The 17,822-nt window shown below is 65.0% G+C and carries 16 protein-coding genes, 1 tRNA gene, 1 pseudogene and 1 riboswitch; of the genes and pseudogenes, 11 read left to right on the top strand and 7 right to left on the bottom strand.

The window, feature by feature from the left end:
* The first annotated feature begins 14 nt into the window (after nucleotides 1–14).
* The 5 genes from QU595_RS01915 to QU595_RS01895 all read left to right on the top strand — a co-directional run bounded on the left by QU595_RS01915 (nucleotide 15) and on the right by QU595_RS01895 (nucleotide 3,438).
* Nucleotides 15–878 (top strand): branched-chain amino acid ABC transporter permease, encoded by an 864-nt coding sequence (locus tag QU595_RS01915; protein WP_315918587.1) that lies wholly within the window; start codon nucleotides 15–17, stop codon nucleotides 876–878.
* Nucleotides 875–1,822, top strand: coding sequence for a branched-chain amino acid ABC transporter permease (locus QU595_RS01910; protein ID WP_315918586.1), 948 nt, complete (start codon nucleotides 875–877; stop codon nucleotides 1,820–1,822). The genes QU595_RS01915 and QU595_RS01910 overlap by 4 nt, the downstream gene beginning before the upstream one ends.
* Entirely contained in the window at nucleotides 1,819–2,550 is a 732-nt protein-coding gene (locus QU595_RS01905) for an ABC transporter ATP-binding protein (protein WP_315918585.1), read from the top strand. The genes QU595_RS01910 and QU595_RS01905 overlap by 4 nt, the downstream gene beginning before the upstream one ends.
* Entirely contained in the window at nucleotides 2,547–3,281 is a 735-nt protein-coding gene (locus QU595_RS01900; RefSeq protein WP_315918584.1) for an ABC transporter ATP-binding protein, read from the top strand. The genes QU595_RS01905 and QU595_RS01900 overlap by 4 nt, the downstream gene beginning before the upstream one ends.
* A gap of 83 nt (nucleotides 3,282–3,364) precedes the next feature.
* A tRNA-Gly gene (locus tag QU595_RS01895) sits at nucleotides 3,365–3,438 on the top strand.
* Nucleotides 3,439–3,535: 97 nt separating this feature from the next.
* On the opposite strand, the gene QU595_RS01890 is transcribed toward QU595_RS01895, so the two are convergent.
* Both QU595_RS01890 and QU595_RS01885 read right to left on the bottom strand, forming a co-directional pair.
* Complete coding sequence (locus tag QU595_RS01890; protein WP_315918583.1) at nucleotides 3,536–4,432, bottom strand: polysaccharide pyruvyl transferase family protein; 897 nt, start codon at nucleotides 4,430–4,432, stop codon at nucleotides 3,536–3,538.
* A gap of 137 nt (nucleotides 4,433–4,569) precedes the next feature.
* Nucleotides 4,570–5,562 (bottom strand): LysR family transcriptional regulator, encoded by a 993-nt coding sequence (locus QU595_RS01885; protein ID WP_315918582.1) that lies wholly within the window; start codon nucleotides 5,560–5,562, stop codon nucleotides 4,570–4,572.
* 258 nt (nucleotides 5,563–5,820) lie between these two features.
* On the opposite strand from QU595_RS01885, the gene chvE reads away from it, so the two are divergent.
* From chvE to araD1, 4 genes are all read left to right on the top strand, one after another.
* Complete coding sequence (gene chvE, locus QU595_RS01880) at nucleotides 5,821–6,891, top strand: multiple monosaccharide ABC transporter substrate-binding protein (protein WP_315918581.1); 1,071 nt, start codon at nucleotides 5,821–5,823, stop codon at nucleotides 6,889–6,891.
* A gap of 94 nt (nucleotides 6,892–6,985) precedes the next feature.
* A complete protein-coding gene (mmsA, locus tag QU595_RS01875; RefSeq protein WP_315918580.1) occupies nucleotides 6,986–8,518 on the top strand; it encodes a multiple monosaccharide ABC transporter ATP-binding protein in 1,533 nt (510 codons plus the stop codon).
* On the top strand, nucleotides 8,515–9,804 hold the full coding sequence (gene mmsB / locus QU595_RS01870; protein WP_315918579.1) for a multiple monosaccharide ABC transporter permease: 1,290 nt from the start codon (nucleotides 8,515–8,517) through the stop codon (nucleotides 9,802–9,804). Before mmsA ends, mmsB begins: the two co-directional genes overlap by 4 nt.
* Nucleotides 9,805–9,936: 132 nt before the next feature.
* Entirely contained in the window at nucleotides 9,937–10,932 is a 996-nt protein-coding gene (gene araD1 / locus QU595_RS01865; RefSeq protein WP_315918578.1) for an AraD1 family protein, read from the top strand.
* A gap of 44 nt (nucleotides 10,933–10,976) precedes the next feature.
* On the opposite strand, the gene QU595_RS01860 is transcribed toward araD1, so the two are convergent.
* Nucleotides 10,977–12,071, bottom strand: a complete 1,095-nt coding sequence (locus QU595_RS01860; RefSeq protein ID WP_315918577.1) for a 2'-deoxycytidine 5'-triphosphate deaminase — start codon at nucleotides 12,069–12,071, stop codon at nucleotides 10,977–10,979.
* A gap of 86 nt (nucleotides 12,072–12,157) precedes the next feature.
* Nucleotides 12,158–12,235: riboswitch (SAM riboswitch) on the top strand.
* Between the two features lie 56 nt (nucleotides 12,236–12,291).
* Between QU595_RS01860 and QU595_RS01855 the strand changes: the two genes are divergently transcribed.
* A complete protein-coding gene (locus QU595_RS01855) occupies nucleotides 12,292–13,479 on the top strand; it encodes an O-succinylhomoserine sulfhydrylase (RefSeq protein ID WP_315918576.1) in 1,188 nt (395 codons plus the stop codon).
* Nucleotides 13,480–13,527: 48 nt separating this feature from the next.
* Here QU595_RS01855 and QU595_RS01850 read toward each other — a convergent pair whose 3' ends face one another.
* Nucleotides 13,528–13,851, bottom strand: a complete 324-nt coding sequence (locus QU595_RS01850) for an MmcQ/YjbR family DNA-binding protein (RefSeq protein WP_315918575.1) — start codon at nucleotides 13,849–13,851, stop codon at nucleotides 13,528–13,530.
* A 111-nt stretch (nucleotides 13,852–13,962) separates the two neighbouring features.
* On the opposite strand from QU595_RS01850, the pseudogene apaG reads away from it, so the two are divergent.
* A pseudogene (gene apaG / locus QU595_RS01845) lies at nucleotides 13,963–14,351 on the top strand (Co2+/Mg2+ efflux protein ApaG).
* Nucleotides 14,352–14,387: 36 nt separating this feature from the next.
* Here the strand turns inward: apaG and QU595_RS01840 are convergent.
* The 3 genes from QU595_RS01840 to QU595_RS01830 form a co-directional block, all read right to left on the bottom strand.
* On the bottom strand, nucleotides 14,388–15,386 hold the full coding sequence (locus tag QU595_RS01840) for an Hsp33 family molecular chaperone (RefSeq protein ID WP_315918574.1): 999 nt from the start codon (nucleotides 15,384–15,386) through the stop codon (nucleotides 14,388–14,390).
* 150 nt (nucleotides 15,387–15,536) lie between these two features.
* Nucleotides 15,537–16,448 carry an ornithine carbamoyltransferase gene (gene argF, locus QU595_RS01835; RefSeq protein ID WP_315918573.1) on the bottom strand — a complete coding sequence of 304 codons (912 nt, stop codon included), beginning with the start codon at nucleotides 16,446–16,448 and terminating at the stop codon, nucleotides 15,537–15,539.
* A gap of 13 nt (nucleotides 16,449–16,461) precedes the next feature.
* Entirely contained in the window at nucleotides 16,462–17,658 is a 1,197-nt protein-coding gene (locus QU595_RS01830; RefSeq protein ID WP_315918572.1) for an aspartate aminotransferase family protein, read from the bottom strand.
* Nucleotides 17,659–17,822 lie beyond the last annotated feature (164 nt).

Raw genomic sequence — 17,822 nt, 5'->3', positions numbered from 1 at the left:
AGAGGGGGCGACATATGGACCTGCTTGCACAAATCCTGGTCAACGGTGTGCTCCTGGGCGGGCTCTATGCGGTGATGGCGCTGGGCCTTGCCCTGGTCTGGGGCGTGCTCAACATCGTCAATCTGGCGCACGGCGCCTTCATCATGCTCGGCGCCTACCTGTCGTGGCATCTCTACACCTATCTCGGCATAGACCCGTTCCTCGGCCTGCCGCTCACGGCGGTGGTGATGTTCGGCGTCGGCTACGTGCTGCAGCGGGGCCTGCTCAACCTCGTCGTGCGGGCGCCGATGTTCAACACGCTGCTCATCACCTTCGGGCTGGAGGTGGTGCTGACCTATCTGGCACAGATGGCCTTCTCGGCGGATTTCCGCACTATCAATCCTTCCTATGCCGGCAGCAGCATCGTGTTGGGGCCGGTGGTGATCCCGATGGCGCGACTGGCCGCCTTCGGCGTCGCCGTGGTGCTGACCGTCGGCATGTGGCTGTTCCTGCTGCATTCCAGGCTCGGCCGCGCCATTCGCGCGACCGCGCAGAATCTCGTGGCCGCGCGCCTCTACGGCGTCGAGCCGCGCCATCTCTACGCCGTCACCTTCGGCATCGGCATCGGGCTGGCGGGCGCGGCCGGCTGCCTCTACGGCACCGTGTCGCAGATCAATCCCTATATCGGCGCGACGCTGACGGCGAAGTCCTTCGCCATCGCCATCATCGGCGGACTGGACAATCCGCTCGGCGTGCTGGTGGGCGGGCTGGTGCTGGGCATCATCGAATCGCTCACCGTGCTCTATGTCGGCGCGACGTTCGGCGACGTGGCGAGCTTCGGCGTGCTGGTCCTGGTGCTGATCCTGCGGCCGAGCGGATTGCTGGGGAAGACGGCATGAGCGGCTGGCGGCTTGTGCTCATCGCCATCGGGCTGGCCGTTCTGGCTGCCCTGCCCTGGTTCGGCTCCGACGTGCTGGTGCAATTCGGCATCAACGCCCTGCTGCTGGCCGTGCTGGCGCAGGGCTGGAACATCATCGGCGGCTATGCCGGCTACGCCTCCTTCGGCAATTCCGTGTTCTACGGCCTGGGCAGCTACGGTGTGGCGATCGCCATGGTGCAATGGGAGCAGCCCTTCGCCGTCGGCATGGTGTTCGGGGTCGTCCTCGCCGTCGCCTTCGCCTTCCTGCTCGGCCTGCCGGTGCTGCGCCTGAAAGGGCACTACTTCGCCATCGCAACGCTGGCGCTGGCGCAGGTGATGATCGCCATCGTCTCAAACATCGGCATTGCCGGCCAGAACATCGGACTGGTGCTGCCACCGCTCAACGACGACCTGCTGTTCTACGAGCTGTCGCTCGGCCTGCTGGTGCTGGCGACGCTGACCGTCTTCTGGCTGACGCGCAGCCGCTTCGGGTTCGGGCTGATCGCCATCCGCGAGAACGAAGAGGGCGCGGCGGTGATGGGGGTCAACACCACGCTCTACAAGGTGCTGGCCTTCGCACTTTCCGGCCTGTTCACCGCGCTTGCGGGCGGCATCCATGCCTATTGGATCACCTTCCTCGATCCGGCCAGCGCCTTCGACATCAGCCTGAACGTCAAGATGATCATCATGGCCGTGTTCGGCGGGCCCGGCACGGTGCTCGGTCCCGTGCTCGGGGCGTTCGTGCTGTCGGGCATCTCGGAAGTGCTTTCCAGCGAGATCACCAGCGTGGCCGGCCTGTTCTTCGGCCTGGTCGTGGTGGCGGCGGTGGTGTTCATGCCGCGCGGCGTGGCCGATCTGGTGCGCCGCTTCCGCAAGACCGGCTGGCGCTATTTCGCCGAGAACCTGAAGGCATACCGGCTGTGAGCGCCGTGCTGCAGGTCAGCCATGTCACGCGCCGCTTCGCCGGGCTTATGGCGGTCAACGACGTCAGCTTCAGCCTCGAACAGGGCGAGATCCTCGGCGTGATCGGCCCCAACGGCGCGGGCAAGACCACGTTGGTGAGCCTGATTTCCGGCACGCTGGCGCCAAGTTCTGGTGACATCGCCTTCGAGGGCAGCTCCATCACCAACCTGCCGGCTTTCCGGCGGGCGCGGCTCGGCATCGGCCGCACCTTCCAGATCATGCGCCCCTTCCCTGGGCTGACGGTGCTGGACAATGTCGCGGTGGGCGCCCTGTTCGGCCATGGCGACGAGGCCAATCTCGCGCTCGCGCGCGACCAGGCGCGCGAACAACTGGAGTTCGTCGGGCTGGGCCGCTTCGCCGACCAGCGCGCCGACGAGCTCGGCGGACCGGGCCGCAAGCGGCTGGAACTGGCCAAGGCGCTGGCGATGCAGCCGAAGCTCCTGCTGTGCGACGAGGTGATGGCGGGCCTCAACCTGGTCGAGATCGACGAGGTCATCGCGGTGCTGCACAAGGTGCGCGCGCAGGGCATCTCCATCCTCGTCATCGAACATGTGATCAAGGCGATCAGGAGTCTGTCCGACCGCCTTCTGGTGCTGCATCACGGCGAAAAGATCGCGGACGGCGATCCCGAAACGGTGCTTTCCGACACGCGGGTGGTGGAAGCCTATCTGGGGCGGAGGCGGGCATGAACGACATTCCCGGCAGGCCCGGCGCGCCGCTGCTTTCCGTCACCGGGCTGAGCGCCGGCTATGGCGAGATGCCGGTGCTGCGCGACGTCTCGCTGGAGGTGAACCGGGCCGAGATCGTGGCGCTGGTGGGCTCCAACGGCGCCGGCAAGACCACGCTTCTGCGGGCCTTGTCGCGGATCATTCCCTGCACGGGCCGCATCGTCTTCGGCGAACTCGACCTGATGCCGATGACGCCCGACGAGGCCTTCGGCGCGGGCCTGGTGCAGGTGCCCGAGGGCCGCCAGCTCTTCGACCGCATGACGGTGGAGGACAATCTGCTGATGGGCGCCTATCGCCGCACCGACAAGGCTGCGATAGCGCAAGACATGGAGCGCATGTACGGCCTGTTTCCGCGGCTCGGCGAACGCCGGCGCCAGCTCGCGGGCTCGATGTCGGGCGGCGAGCAGCAGATGTGCGCCATGGCACGCGGCCTGATGGCGCGGCCGCAGCTTTTGATGATCGACGAGATGAGCCTCGGGCTGGCGCCGGTGGTTGTCGAACAGCTCATGCAGGTTCTGGCGACCATCCGGGGCGAAGGCGTCACCGTGCTTCTGGTCGAACAGGACGTGCATCTGGCCCTGTCAGGCGCCGACCGGGGCTATGTGATGGAAACGGGAACGATCGTGCAAGGCGGCCCGGCCGGCGAACTGATCGACGATCCGGGCGTGCGCAAGGCCTATCTCGGCCTTTGAGCGCTCGGCGACGAGCGTGCCACCCGGCAGCGGAATTTCTATGATTGCCGGCAGGCCGACCGGCATGCTAACGAAGCGCTCGCGCGGGTATGATGTAATGGCAGCCTGTCAGCTTCCCAAGCTGAACGCGCGGGTTCGATTCCCGCTACCCGCTCCAGGCTCTCCGTCAAACACCGAGTTGCGCGCGGAAACTCCGGCTTCAGCAGCACATTCATCGAGAACGCTGTTCCAGACCGACGGTGCGCCGTGATCTTCTATTGGCGGGTGCCGGGATACATCTCGTGGAAGCGGCAGATGGCCGTGTCCAGTTTTTCAATGGACTTTGCCTTCACGGCCTTGTCGGGTTTCACGAAAGGACCGTGCTTCAATTTGAACAAGTCACGCTGAAGCAATCCTATGGCGGAATGTGTCGCCCGCTTGACCGGAAGGTATTTGTACTTGGCCTTGCCGATCCCCGCTCTGGCGAGAGCATATTTCATCACATTCGTTGGGCGCACGATCCCGTCGAAGGCGATATTCCTGCTGATGTCGACCGGCCAGTAGTCATTCCCGATGGTTGCGGCGAAATCGCGCCATTTGCTCTCCAGCACCTTGCTGCCGAAGATCACCGGAACCCAAGGAACACCATAAGATTCCGCGACGACCGCGCCGTGGAGGGCTTCGGCAATGACGCAGGACGATCCGGCAATCTGGGATATGATCGTCTCTGCATCGTCAAGCGGCGAAATATACCTGATGCCGATATCTCCGCAGATCGCCTCCAGAGCATCCCCGGCGGTTGAATGTGTATGATGATGAGGCATGAAGGCCGGACCTGTCGTTCGCGACTTCGTAAAGAAGCGGGACGTGAGGATTGCGGGATCGATGGCGGCATGTAACCTGTCGATGCCCAGCATATCGCAGGTAAGCGGCCCACGAACGCAAAGCACGGTCCTGTTGTCCACCGAATAGCGGCCACGCTTGTAACCGGCGCCGGCGCCGACCACTATCTCATGCGAGCCGGATTGCGCGGAAGGTTCGATGATAGTGCCTATAAACAGCACCTTTCTGGTTTCATCATCGCTGAAGATGTCACCGAATACCCGTTCAGCGAGAAGCGGATTGAGCGCGTCACCGAAATTCGGCAACTGCCGATAATATTGAAGATACATATTCCCGCCCCCGGCGCGTATAGCAGACAGTACTGACGCAGCCGGAACAAAGTGATGGACCGGCGCGGCATCTGCAAGTTGAAAAGATCGCGATAACCGGTTTTTCCCATAAGCAAGAATCCGGCCTCACGCCTTGCTTAGCTCACTTCCTTCAGGATGAAATCATAGAGCATCCGCGCGGCCGGCGAGAGCACGCGGTTGCGTATGGTGATGAGGCTGTAGGGCCTGACCTCGATGTCGAACTCGGTGGGAACGACATCGATCGCCCCGGCGAGCCCTTCGGGGCTCTGGATGAAGCGGGCGACCTGGACCGAGACCGGCGCGATGGCGTCGGACTGGGCCACCATCACCAAAGTCAGCAGTAGCGACGAGGTGTTGAGGATGCGCTCCGGCAACGCGATGTTCCGGTTGAGGAAATTCGCCTCCATCGCCTGGCGCAGCGGCGAGCGGCCGGACTGGAACACCCAGTCGTAGCCGGCCGTCTCCTCCAGCCGCACGGCGCGGCCGCCGGCCAGCGGATGGCCGCGACGCACGATCAGGCAGGCCTTCTCCACACCGATGACGCGGCTGTCGAACAGGCGCGGGTTGAGGTCGTCCGGCACCCGGGCGATGATGAAGTCGTGGCGCGAGGCGATGAGTTCGCGCGCCAGCACGTTGGAGGTCTCCACCTGCATGGTGATCTCGATGCGCGGGTAAAGCCGCCGTATCTCGCGGATCGCCGGCACGGCAAGCTCGATGGCCGGCGCCGTCACCGCGCCGAGAAACACCGACCCGCCCTTGCCGGCCTTCAGTTCGGCGATCTCCCGGTCGGCCTCGCGCATCTCCAGCAGGATCGAACGCGCGCGCCTGGCCAGCGCCTTGCCGTAGGGCGTGAGCGCGACACCGCGCGGCAGTCGCTCGCAAAGCCGGGCGTCGAGCACGGATTCCATCTCGGCGATCATGCGCGAGGCCGCCGGCTGCGAAATATTCATGACCTGGGCCGCGGCGCTGACGCGGCCGTGATCGTCCAGCGCCACGATCATGCGCATGTGCCTGAGCGTGAGGCCGCTGCGCTGCAGGGGCGATCCGTCGGCCTCCGCGGCGCCCGGCTTCGGCCGCGGCGCGTGGTCCACCTCTTTCTGCACCGTCATCGCCGCTCTCCTCCGGCCCACTCCAAGCATACCAGATATGATATAGCAATCATCGAAGATCGCATTTGACAGTTATACGAAAGCGCCACACCTTTTCGCGACCCTGGGGGAAGACAGGCGCCGAGCCGGCGATCACGGATCGGAATGGAGCCTCAGGGGCCGATCGGGAGGAGTCCTGCGAGCCGGACGCACGGAGCTGCAGCGCCAGACCGTCAAGCCCGCGTTCGCGGACATGCCCGTCAACCAGGGAGAGAGCAAGTGAAGATCATCAAGACTTTGGTAGCCGCCTTGGCGGTCGGCCTCGCGGCCACGACCTACCAGGCGAACGCCGCGGACAAGGGCCTGATCGGCGTGCTGATGCCGACCAAGACCTCGCAGCGCTGGATCAACGACGGCGACGCCGTCAAGAAGCAGCTCGAGGAAAAGGGCTACACCGTCGACCTGCAATATGCGCAGGACGACATCCCCAACCAGCTCAGCCAGCTCGAGAACGAGATCACCAAAGGCCCGAAGGCGCTGATCATCGCCTCCATCGACGGCACCACCATGGGCGACGCTTTGCAGAAGGCCAACGACGCGGGCGTCGTGGTCGTCGCCTACGACCGCCTCATCAAGAAGACCCCGAATGTCGACTACTACACCACCTTCGATAATTTCGGCGTCGGCGTCATCCAGGCCAACTCGCTGGTGAAGGGCCTCAAGGAGCGCTTCCCCAACACCAAGCCCTGGAACGTGGAACTGTTCGGCGGCTCGCCCGACGACAACAACGCCTTCTTCTTCTACAACGGCGCCATGTCGGTGCTGCAGCCGATGATCGACGACGGTTCGATCAAGATCAAGTCGGGCCAGATGGGCATGGACAAGGTCGGAACGCTGCGCTGGCTGGCCGCGACGGCCCAGGCGCGCATGGACAACCTGCTCTCCGCCTATTACTCGGACGGCAGCCGCGTCGACGGCGTGCTGGCGCCCTATGACGGCCTCTCGCGCGGCATCATCGCCTCGCTGCGCGCCGTCGGCTACGGCAGCTCCAGCCAGCCCTGGCCGATCGTGACCGGCCAGGACGCCGAAACCGCGTCGGTCAAGGCCATCATCGCCGGCGAACAATATTCGACCGTGTTCAAGGACACGCGCGAACTGGCCAAGGCGACGGTGGAACTGGTCGACAAGGTGCTTTCGGGCGGCAAGCCGGAAGGACTGGACGAGAAGACCTACAACAACGACGTCAAGGTCGTGCCTTCCATCCTGCTGACGCCGGTCGAGGTCGACAAGTCGAACTACGAGAAGCTCGTGGTCGACTCCGGCTACATCAAGGCCGACGAGCTGAAGTAGGATCGCGCATGGAAAGGGGATCCGCCGCCGCGGGCCCCCTTTCCGCCGGCGCACGACGCCGGTAATGTTGCGGCTGCGCAGGAGCGATATCGCGATGGCTTCCACGATCCTGGAGATGCGCGACATCACCAAGACGTTCCCCGGCGTGAAAGCGCTGTCGAACGTCAACCTCAGCGTCGAGGAAGGGGAAATCCACGCCATCGTCGGCGAGAACGGCGCCGGCAAATCGACGCTGATGAAGGTGCTTTCGGGCGTCTACCCGACCGGAAGCTATGACGGCAAGATCGTCTATCGCGGCCAGGACTGCCACTTCAAAGGCATCCACGACAGCGAGCGCGTCGGCATCGTCATCATCCACCAGGAACTCGCCTTGGTGCCGATGCTGTCGATCACCGAAAACATCTTCCTCGGCAACGAGCACGCCCGCCATGGCGTGATCGACTGGAACGCCAACGAGAAGCGCGCCCGCGAGTTGCTGAAAAAGGTGGGGCTGAACGAAAGCCCCGGCACGCTCATCACCAATATCGGCGTCGGCAAGCAACAGCTCGTCGAAATCGCCAAGGCGCTCAGCAAGGAAGTGAAGCTGCTGATCCTGGACGAGCCGACGGCCAGCCTTTCGGAGAAAGACAGCCAGGCACTGCTGGACCTGCTGCTCGAGTTCAAGAAGCAGGGGATGACCTCCATCCTGATCTCGCACAAGCTGAACGAGGTCAGCCGCGTCGCCGACCACGTCACCGTCATCCGCGACGGGCAGACGATCGAGACGCTGGCGCGCAAGGACGTGACCGAGGACCGCATCATCACCTCGATGGTGGGACGCTCGCTGGAGGACCGCTACCCGCCGCGCACGCCGAACATCGGCGACGTCGTCTTCGAGGTGAAGAACTGGTCGGTCTACCATCCTCTCCACTCCGACCGGCAGGTCATCAAGAACATCGACATGAACATCCGCAAGGGCGAGGTCGTCGGCATTGCCGGCCTGATGGGCGCCGGCCGCACCGAATTCGCCATGAGCCTGTTCGGCCGCTCCTATGGCCGCGCCATCACCGGCGAGGTGCGGCTCGGCGGAAAGCCGGCCGACGTCTCCACCGTGGGCAAGGCGGTCGAGCAGGGCATCGCCTATGTCACCGAGGACCGCAAGACCTACGGCCTGAACCTCATCGACCACATCAAGCACAACATCACGCTGGCCAACATGAAGGGCGTGTCGAAGCATCACGTCATCGACGACCTGCGCGAACTGGCCGTCGCCAACGAATACCGCAAGCGGACCAATATCCGCGCCTCCAGCGTTTACCAGCTCACCGGCAATCTCTCCGGCGGCAACCAGCAGAAGGTGGTGCTGTCGAAATGGCTCTTCGCCAATCCGGAGGTGCTGATCCTGGACGAGCCGACGCGCGGCATCGACGTGGGCGCCAAATATGAGATCTACACGATCATCGCGCGGCTGGCCGCCGAAGGAAAGGCGATCCTGGTCATCTCCTCCGAGATGCCCGAACTGCTCGGCATCACCGACCGCATCTACGTCATGAACGAGGGCCGCATGGTCGGCGAGATGCCGATCGGCGAGGCGAGCCAGGAAAAGATCATGCGCGCCATCGTGCGGGGAGAAGGAAAAGCAGCATGACAATCGACAGCGCCCCGGCGCCCCAGAGCGGCGTCGCCGAAGAAGCACAGAGGCAGCGCGTGGCCGTGTCGGCGCTGGTGACGAACCTGCGCGAATACGGCCTCGTGCTCGCGCTCATCATCATCATGCTGTTCTTCCAGTTCACCACGGACGGCACGCTGTTCAAGCCGCTGAACCTTTCCAACCTGGTGCAGCAGAACTCCTTCATCATCGTCATGGCGCTCGGCATGCTGTTGGTGATCGTGTCGGGCCATATCGACCTCAGCGTCGGCTCGGTGGCCGGCTTCATCGGCGCGCTCGCAGCCAACATGATGGTGACCTGGCAGCTCGGCCTGCTGAGCAACCCGCTGGTGGCGTCCCTCGTCTGCCTGGTGGTGGGCGCCGCCATTGGCGCTGCCCAGGGCTACTGGATCGCCTACCACCGCATACCCAGCTTCATCGTCACGCTGGCGGGCATGCTGATCTTCCGCGGCCTGTGCCAGGCCATGCTCGGCGGCGGCCTTTCCGTCGGCCCGCTGCCGGTCGCCTTCAAGGAACTCAGCTCCGGCTTCATCCCCGAGGTGCTCGGCACCTGGACGCTGGTCGCACCGACGGTGAATGCGGCCGGCAAGACCATCGTCGGCAGCGGCATCCAGTTGCAGATGACCTCCGTGGTCATCGGCCTGATCGGCGTGCTCGCATACGCCTATTTCGGCATATCGGCGCGCCGCACGCGCGAGCGCCACGGCTACGAGGCCGAGCCTTTCGGCCTGTTCCTCGTCAAAACGGTGGTCATCAGCCTGCTCGCATTGTTCCTCATCTACCAGTTCGCCACCTACAAGGGCCTGCCGATCGTGCTGGTGGTGATGGGCCTGCTGATCGCCCTGTTCGTCTTCGTCACCCGGCGCATGGTGATCGGCCGCCGCGTCTACGCGCTCGGCGGCAATCCCAAGGCGGCGCAGCTTTCAGGCATCAAGACCGAGCGGCTGACGCTGATGGTGTTCATCAACATGGGCGTGCTGTCGGCGCTCGGCGGATTGATCATCGCGGCCCGCCTCGGCCAGGCCGTGCCGGCGGCCGGCCTCGGCAGCGAACTGGACGTCATCGCGGCCGTCTTCATCGGCGGCGCTTCCGCCATGGGCGGCGTCGGCCAGGTCATCGGCTCGGTGGTGGGCGGCTTCATCATGGGAGTGATGAACAACGGCATGTCGATCATGGGCGTCAATGTCGACTGGCAGCAGGTGGTGAAAGGCCTGGTGCTGCTCGGCGCCGTGGTGTTCGACGTCTACAACAAGAACAAAGGCTGAAGCGCGGCGTCCCGGCGACCGGGACGGGACACACGATCATCGAAGAATACCGAAACGCGGCGCAGGCTTGCGCGGCGCGGAAGAGAGTTTGCCGGCGCTCTCGGCCGCACGGACAGGGAAAGGAATGCTTCCATGCTGATCTCGCAGATTCTGGACGGAGCCGACACCATCCGCGTCGTCGCCCGCAACGGCAGCGGCAAGGCGCGCGTGGTCAACGGCGCCCGCAGCGTCTATTCGCTCGCCATGGAGGCCGCGCGCACGGGCACCGGCCTTGCCGCCCTGATCGAGCGCAACGGTTTCGGCGAGACCGTCGATCTGGAAACGGCCTACCGCAAGGGAGAGATGCTTTCCCCGATCAATCATCCCGACCCCGCTCATCTTCACCTGACCGGCACCGGCCTGACCCATCTCGGCTCGGCGGCGACGCGTGATGCCATGCACAAGAAACTCGATGCCGAGGGCGAGGCACAGCTCACCGATTCCATGAAGATGTTCCGCATGGGACTGGAGGGCGGCAAGCCTGCCAAGGGCCAGGCGGGCGTGCAGCCGGAATGGTTCTACAAGGGCAATGGCACGATGGCGGTGGCGCCCGGTTCGCCGCTGCTTTCGCCCGCTTTCGCGGCGGACGCGGGCGAGGAACCGGAAATCGCCGGCATCTATGTGATCGGCGACGACGGCATGCCCTTCCGGGTCGGTTTCACGCTGTCCAACGAGTTCTCGGACCATGTCACCGAACGGGTGAACTATCTCTATCTCGCCCATTCCAAGCTGCGGAACGCCTCGTTCGGGCCAGAGCTGCTGGTGGGCGACCTGCCGGCAGACATTCGCGGCACTTCGCGCATCCTGCGCGCCGGCGGCACCCTATGGGAAAAGCCGTTCCTTTCGGGCGAGGCGAACATGTCGCACACCGTCGCGAACCTGGAGCACCACCACTTCAAATATGCGGTGTTCCGCCAGCCGGGCGACGTTCATGTGCACATGTTCGGCACAGCGACGCTGTCCTTCGCCGACGGCGTCAGAACCGAGGCTGGCGACGTGTTCGAGATCGAGGCGGCGGATTTCGGCCTGCCGCTGCGCAATCCGCTGGAGATCGAGAAGCCGGCCGAGGTGACGGTGAAGGCGCTGTAGGACAGGCCGCAGGGTCACCGTCCAGGCGCCGGCCGAAAAAATGGTCAGCGCGCGGTGCGAAAATGCTTGGACAGCTTGAGGCCCTGCGCCTGGTAATTGGAGCCGAGATCGGTGCCGTAGAGCGCCTGCGGGCGATCCAGCATATGCTCGTAAACCAGCCGGCCGACGATCTGGCCATGGTCGAGGATGAACGGCACTTCGTGGCTGCGCACTTCCAGAACCGCGCGGCTGCCGGCGCCGCCCGCAGCGGAATGGCCGAAGCCGGGGTCGAAGAAGCCGGCATAATGGACGCGGAACTCGCCGACCAGCGGATCGAAAGGCGTCATCTCGGCAGCGTAGAGCGGCGGCACATGCACCGCCTCGCGGCTGACGAGGATGTAGAATTCATCCGGATCGAGCACCAGTTCGCCGGCACGGCTCTTGTAGATCGGCTCCCAGAAGTCGGCGACGTCCTGCGCGGCGCGCTTGTCGACGTCCACCAGCCCGGTATGGTGCTTGCCGCGATAACCGACCAGCCCGTCCTTGTCGCCAGCGAGGTCGATCGAGAGCGCGATGCCGCCGCCCGAAATGTTGGGCGGATCGGTGGCCACGAGCATCTCGGAGCGGTGCAGCGCATGCAACTCGTCCTCCGACAACAGGGCGTTGCCGGTGCGGAAGCGGATCTGCGACAGGCGCGAGCCGGCACGCACGACGATGGGGAAGGTGCGCGGGCTGACCTCCATATAGAGCGGACCGCCGTAACCGGCGGCGATCTTGTCGAACTCGCGGCCATGGTCGGTCATGACGCGGGTGAAGATGTCGAGCCGCCCGGTCGAGCTCTTGGGATTGGCCGAAGCCGAGACATGCGCCGGCAGGGCGAGGCTTTCCATCAGCGGCACGATGTAGACGCAGCCCGTTTCCAGCACCGCGCCCTGGCTGAGGTCGATCTCATGCAGCTTCAGCCGGTCGAGCTTGGCTTCCACCGTGCTTTCCGGGCCGGGCAGGAACGAGGCGCGCACGCGGAAGGCGCGGTCGCCCAGCCTGAGGTCGAGGCTGGCCGGCTGGATCTGGTCGGCGTCGAGCGGCCGCGGCGATTTCAGCGCGCCGGACCGGAACAGCGCCGCGATGTCCTGGTCGGGAAGAATGCCTGTCTGCCGCAAAAGGTCGCTCCGAAGGCCGGCGAGAACTGGATCATCCCTCTTAGCCAAGCCACCGATTGACGCAAGCCGGGCACGGGTCTAAAGGGGCGTTATCCCGTGGTGATTTGGCCGGTCGGCTTGCAGCCACGTTAAAAAAGTCGCTAAAGGACCGCCTGGCCGCAGAGGCCGTATGGACCGGTTGCGACTTTCGCGGCCGGTTTTTTTGTTGGAACAAGGTCCGATGACGAACGATACGCGCAATTGGAAGCCCGCCACACAGCTTGTCCACGCCGGAACATTGCGTTCCGGTTTCGGCGAGATGTCGGAAGCGATGTTCCTGACGCAGGGCTATCTCTACGAAACAGCGCAACAGGCCGAGGCGCGCTTCAAGGGCGAGGAACCCGGCTTCATCTATTCGCGCTATGCCAACCCGACCGTCGACATGTTCGAGAAGCGCATGTGCGCGCTGGAAGGAGCGGAAGACGCCCGCGCCACCGCGTCGGGCATGGCGGCCGTCGCCGCGGCCGTGCTGTGCGGCCTCAAGGCCGGCGACCATATCGTGGCCGCACGCGCCCTGTTCGGCTCATGCCGCTGGATCGTGGAGACGCTGGCGCCGAAATACGGCATCGAGGCGACGCTGATCGACGGCCGCGAGATCGCCAACTGGGAAGGCGCGGTGAAGCCCAACACCAGGCTGTTCTTCCTGGAAAGCCCGACCAATCCCACGCTCGAGGTGGTCGATATCGCCGCCGTGGCTTCCCTCGCCAACTCGATCGGCGCACGCGTGGTGGTGGACAACGTGTTCGCCACGCCGCTGCAGCAGAAGCCGCTGCAGCTCGGCGCGCATGTCGTGGTCTATTCCGCGACCAAGCATATAGACGGCCAGGGCCGCTGCCTGGGCGGCATCGTGCTGTCGGACAAGAAGTGGATCGACGAGAACCTGCACGACTATTTCCGCCACACCGGCCCGTCCATGTCGCCCTTCAACGCCTGGGTGCTGCTGAAGGGACTGGAGACGCTGCCGCTACGCGTCGGCCAGCAGACGGCGTCGGCCGGCCGCGTCGCGGATTTCCTCGCCGGTCATCCCAAGATCGCGCGGGTGATCTATCCCGGCCGCGCCGACCATCCGCAGGCCGTTATCGTGAAAAAGCAGATGTCGGGCGGCTCGACGCTGATCTGCCTGGACGTGAAGGGCGGCAAGGAAGCCGCCTTCGCGTTCCAGAACGCGCTGGAGATCGTGAAGATCTCCAACAATCTCGGCGACGCCAAGAGCCTGATCACCCATCCCGCGACGACCACGCACAAGAACCTGACCGACGAGGCCCGCGCCGAACTCGGCATGGGTCCCGGCACGCTCAGGCTCTCGCTCGGGCTGGAAGATGCCGACGACCTGCTCAAGGACGTGGAACAGGCGCTGGCGAAGGTGTAGCTCTCCGAAGGAAGCCGAAGCCGCCCGGCATAGGCCGCGCGGCAGCGTTCACAGCAAGGACTTTGGCGCCACCGACCGCCATGCCAGGCTCATGGCGTGGCGCAGCGTGTCGGCGTCGATCCTTTGCAGGATCGCCAGCGTCCACCCTTTACCGCCCCACGACCCCGGCACGGGCTCCAGCATTCCTTTTGCGGTTTCCAGGAAAAGCCGCTGCTGGTCCGGCGACAGCTTCAGCACGGCCCTGCCGTCTTTTTCGCGATAGGTGGCGAAGATCGTGCCGCGCACCCGAAAATCGGTGACGTCGAAATGGCTGCCCTGCTCCACTGCGGGAAAGCTCAGCGCCATCTCCATGAACTGCTTTTCGGCCAGCATGGAACCACCTCCGTCCCGCATCCTGCCGCACAGGCGGAGGAAAGGCCATCGGGATCACCAAGGTTGACCGTCGCAAGCCGCCGGACGATGCTGTCCACGAAAGGAATGCGCATGTATCGGGCCACCACCCGCGATATCGAAGTCAGCGTGGAACCCTTTTATCTGCCGGAGCGGTCCGATCCGGAAGCCGCTATGTCTGGGGTTACCGCGTGACGATCGAGAACCGGTCGGAAGAATTCGTGCAGTTGCTGGCTCGCTACTGGCACATCACGGACGGCGCCGGCCGGATCGAAGAAGTGCGCGGCGCCGGCGTGGTCGGCGAACAGCCGGAACTCAATCCCGGCGACAGCTATCAATACACGTCCGGCTGCCCGCTCTCGACGCCATCCGGCATCATGGTCGGCCGCTATACGATGAAAAACGCCGAGGGCGACCTGTTCGATGTCGCCATCCCGGCATTCTCGCTGGATGTGCCGAACGGCAGGAGAACCGTGAACTGAACCGAGCCGCCCGCTCCTGACGGCGCGGGCGGACGGTTATTCCGCGGCGAATTCGGCGGGATCGAATTCGTAGCTGGTCGAGCAGAACTCGCAGGCGACGTTGATGGCGCCGTCCTGCGTGCTTTCCGCGATCTCCTCGGCGGAAAAGCCGGCCAAAATGCCGCGGATCTTCTCGCGCGAGCAGGAGCACTGGTCGGCGACCCGGACGCCGCCGAACACCCGCACGCCATGCTCGTGGAACAGGCGGAACAGCAGGCGCTCCACGCCGACGCTGGGATCGATCAGCTCGATCGGCTCGACCGTGGCGAGCAAGGCCAGCAATTCCTGCCAGGAATCGTCGATCAGGTCGCTGACAGCCTCGACCGGATCGCCGTCGCCGCCGGGCAGATCGGGAATGCGCATGCGTTCCGGCGCTTCGGGAAGGAACTGCGCCAGCACGCCGCCGGCGCGCCATTGTTCATGCCCGCCCGGCATCACCTGCTTGGCGACGCCCAGCCTGAGGTCGGTCGGAATCTGTTCCGACTGTCGGAAATAGGTGCGCGCGGCCTCTTCCAGCGACGTGCCGTCCAGCTCGACGATGCCCTGATAGCGCTGGGTATGCGAGCCCTGGTCGATGGTCAGCGCGAGCACGCCGGAGCCCAGCAGGGTTTCGGACCTGGTCTCGCCGCCGGCCACAAGCGCCGCGACGCGTTCCGCGTCGAAACGGGCATAGGCGCGCAGCGCATGCGGGGTGGTGAAATCGGCCACCAGCATGTCCACCGGCCCGTCGGTGCGGGTCTGCAGGATGAACTTGCCTTCGAACTTCAGGGACGTGCCGAGCAGCACAGTCAGCACGCAGGCCTCGGCAAGGAGACGCGCGACGGGCTCGGGATAGTCGTGGCGCGACAGGATGGCGTCCAGCATCGGGCCGAGTTGCACGGCGCGGCCGCGCACGTCCAGCGGGCCGACCTCGAACGGCACGACGTGGTCGTCGCCGGCATGGCCGAACTCGCCGAGCTTGGGTTCGTGTTCAGTCAATTCGATAGCTTCCAGCATGACAAATCTCCGGCCGGCCGATCCGCCAGAGGCAGCGGCCGCCATGCATCGATTGTTCGGGTGATGCGCCGGAGATAGGCATCGCCCGCAATAGGTTCAAGCTTGCCGGTGGGCCGACGGCCGCACCGCCGGCTTCACGCGCCCAGGCACTTACGCGCCCAAACACCAGGCGAGCACCGCCTTCTGCGCGTGCAGCCGGTTCTCGGCCTCGTCGAACACCACCGAATGCGGCCCGTCGATGACCTCGTCGGTCACTTCCTCGCCGCGGTGCGCGGGCAGGCAGTGCATGAACAGCGCGTCGGGCTTGGCCTTGGCCATCAGCGCCGCGTTGACCTGGTAGGGCAGGAAGACGTTGTGGCCGCGTGCGCGGTGTTCCTGGCCCATGGACACCCAGCAGTCGGTGACGACGCAGTCGGCGCCGGTCACGGCCTCTTCGGCGGAGCGCGTGAAACGCACCTGGCCGCCATTGGCCTTCGCCCAGTCCACATAGCCGCGTGCCGGCTCGCTGCCTTCCGGCACTGCGATGTTGACGCCGAAGGAAAACCGCGCGGACGCTTCGACCAGCGAATGCAGCACATTGTTGCCGTCGCCCGTCCAGGCGAAGGTCTTGCCCGCGACCGGGCCGCGATGTTCCTCGAAGGTGAGGATGTCGGCCATGATCTGGCAGGGATGGGTGTCGTCGGTCAGGCCATTGATGACCGGAACGGAAGCGTTCTCGGTCAGTTCCAGCAACCGCTGATGCGAGGTCGTGCGGATCATGATGGCATCGACATAGCGCGACAGGACCTTGGCGGTGTCGGCAATCGTCTCGGAGCGGCCGAGCTGCATCTCCGTGCCGGTCAGCATGATGGTCTCGCCGCCGAGCTGGCGCATGCCGACGTCGAAGGACACGCGCGTGCGCGTGGACGGCTTGTCGAAGATCATCGCCAGCACCTTGCCGTCCAGCGGCCTGGAGCGCTCGCCGGCCTTGAGGCGGGCCTTGCGGCGCGCGGCGTCGTCGAGAATGCCGCGCAGGTCGCTCGCGGAAACGGCGGACAGATCGGTGAAATGACGCAGGCTCATGGGATCGGCCCTGTTACTCGACGGCGGCGGCCACAGCGCCGGCCAGCCCGGCGGCGGCGGCATGAATGCGATTGAGGCCTTCGCGGATCTCGTCGTCGGTGACGTTCAGCGGCGGCAGCAGGCGGATGACGTTGTCGCCGGCCGGCACGGCCAGCAGATGCTGCCCGCGCAAGGCCTGGTTGACCTTGACGTTGGGCATGGCGCATTTCAGCCCCAGCATCAGGCCGGTGCCGCGGATCTCCTCCACGACTTCGGGGAATTCGTCGGCGATCCCGGCAAGACCCTGCTTGAACAGCAGCGCCTTGCGCGCGACCTCATCGAGGAAGCCATCCTCCAGCACCACGTCGAGCACTGCGTTGCCGACCGCCATGGCGAGCGGATTGCCGCCGAAGGTGGTGCCGTGCACGCCCGCCGTCATGCCGGCGGCAGCGGCGGCGGTGGCGAGGCAGGCGCCGACGGGAAAGCCGCCGCCGATGCCCTTGGCGATCGCCATCAGGTCAGGCGCCACGCCGGCCCATTCATACGCGAACAACTTGCCGGTGCGGCCGATGCCGCATTGCACTTCGTCGAAGATCAGCAGCAGGCCATGCCGGTCGCACAATTCGCGCAGGCGCTTGAGGGCCGGCGTCGGGAAAGTGCGGATGCCGCCCTCGCCCTGCACCGGCTCCACCAGCATGGCTGCCGTTTCGGGCGTGATCGCCTTTTCGGCGGCGTCGACGTCGGCGAAGGGCACCTGGTCGAAGCCTTCCACCTTCGGGCCGAAGCCCTCCAGATATTTCTGCTGGCCGCCGGCCGCTATGGTGGCCAGCGTGCGGCCGTGGAAGGCGCCCTCGAAGGTGATGATGCGATAGCGCTCCGGATGGCCGTTGACATACTGGTAGCGGCGCGCGGTCTTGATGGCGCATTCCAGCGCCTCGGCGCCGGAATTTGTGAAGAACACCTTGTCCGCGAAGGTCGCCGCCGCCAGACGCTCGCCGAGGCGGCTCTGGCCGGGGATTTCATAGAGATTGGAGACGTGCCACAGCTTGCGGGCCTGCTCGGTCAGGGCCGCCACCAGATGAGGATGGCCGTGCCCCAGCGAGTTGACGGCGATGCCCGCGGCGAAGTCGAGATATCGCTCGCCTGTGTCGGTGACGAGCCAGGCGCCCTCCCCGTGATCGAAGGCCAGGGGGATGCGGGCAAAGGTCTCGTAAAGCGCCGAACCGCTCATTATATGCGTCTCCGGAACCGGAAAAATCAAAAAGCCGCCAAAGCGGCGGCTTTTGGTGGCTTATCGGGGTTTTCGGCCATGAAGTCAACGAAAACGTAGCGATAGACACCGGCAGCTTCCCCAGCGGCAATCTGAAGCATTGCGGATAGTCAAGTTGGGGAAAA

It is taken from the genome of Mesorhizobium sp. SP-1A (assembly GCF_032460275.1).
GTDB lineage: Bacteria > Pseudomonadota > Alphaproteobacteria > Rhizobiales > Rhizobiaceae > Mesorhizobium.
This window is presented reverse-complemented; position numbering and strand designations above follow the sequence as displayed.

Excerpts from the sequence above, each read along its gene's own strand:
- QU595_RS01850 (WP_315918575.1), bottom strand. The coding sequence starts at position 13,851 with ATGCTGGCCGAAAAGCAGTTCATGGAGATGGCGCTGAGCTTTCCCGCA.
- mmsA (WP_315918580.1), top strand. The coding sequence starts at position 6,986 with ATGGCTTCCACGATCCTGGAGATGCGCGACATCACCAAGACGTTCCCC.
- argF (WP_315918573.1), bottom strand. The coding sequence starts at position 16,448 with ATGAGCCTGCGTCATTTCACCGATCTGTCCGCCGTTTCCGCGAGCGAC.
- QU595_RS01900 (WP_315918584.1), top strand. The coding sequence starts at position 2,547 with ATGAACGACATTCCCGGCAGGCCCGGCGCGCCGCTGCTTTCCGTCACC.
- araD1 (WP_315918578.1), top strand. The coding sequence starts at position 9,937 with ATGCTGATCTCGCAGATTCTGGACGGAGCCGACACCATCCGCGTCGTC.
- QU595_RS01840 (WP_315918574.1), bottom strand. The coding sequence starts at position 15,386 with ATGCTGGAAGCTATCGAATTGACTGAACACGAACCCAAGCTCGGCGAG.
- QU595_RS01915 (WP_315918587.1), top strand. The coding sequence starts at position 15 with ATGGACCTGCTTGCACAAATCCTGGTCAACGGTGTGCTCCTGGGCGGG.
- QU595_RS01830 (WP_315918572.1), bottom strand. The coding sequence starts at position 17,658 with ATGAGCGGTTCGGCGCTTTACGAGACCTTTGCCCGCATCCCCCTGGCC.
- mmsB (WP_315918579.1), top strand. The coding sequence starts at position 8,515 with ATGACAATCGACAGCGCCCCGGCGCCCCAGAGCGGCGTCGCCGAAGAA.
- QU595_RS01855 (WP_315918576.1), top strand. The coding sequence starts at position 12,292 with ATGACGAACGATACGCGCAATTGGAAGCCCGCCACACAGCTTGTCCAC.
- QU595_RS01890 (WP_315918583.1), bottom strand. The coding sequence starts at position 4,432 with ATGTATCTTCAATATTATCGGCAGTTGCCGAATTTCGGTGACGCGCTC.
- QU595_RS01910 (WP_315918586.1), top strand. The coding sequence starts at position 875 with ATGAGCGGCTGGCGGCTTGTGCTCATCGCCATCGGGCTGGCCGTTCTG.
- QU595_RS01885 (WP_315918582.1), bottom strand. The coding sequence starts at position 5,562 with ATGACGGTGCAGAAAGAGGTGGACCACGCGCCGCGGCCGAAGCCGGGC.